This is a genomic window from Burkholderia sp. Bp8998, from assembly GCF_003854235.1.
Taxonomy (GTDB): Bacteria; Pseudomonadota; Gammaproteobacteria; order Burkholderiales; family Burkholderiaceae; genus Burkholderia.
In genome coordinates this window covers 1-224 of the sequence record NZ_QTQF01000189.1, presented here as the reverse complement: position 1 = coordinate 224, position 224 = coordinate 1, and the positions used below count along the sequence as shown (strand labels likewise).

The following is a 224-nucleotide window of genomic DNA, read 5'->3' as shown; positions in this document are numbered from 1 at the left end:
GCGCCGGTTTCGACACCGGTGAGGTTCAAGGTGCCGACATTGGTGATGTGATCGGTGGCGCTGCTACCGGAGTCGGTCGTGAGCGCAACGCTGGGCGCAGCGGCCGACGTATCGAGCGTGAAGCTGAACGACGTGGCCGACGAGGTATTGCCTGCGACGTCGATCTGCCGGACTTGTACGTCGTTCACGCCTTCAACGGCGTTGAAGCCCGTATTCCAGGTATG

Annotated in this window: 1 protein-coding gene; it reads right to left on the bottom strand. The window is 62.1% G+C overall.

The window, feature by feature from the left end; all coding sequences use genetic code 11:
- Positions 1-224 (bottom strand): hypothetical protein (locus DIE06_RS38640; protein WP_185733600.1); only part of this gene is annotated, 224 nt, incomplete at both ends.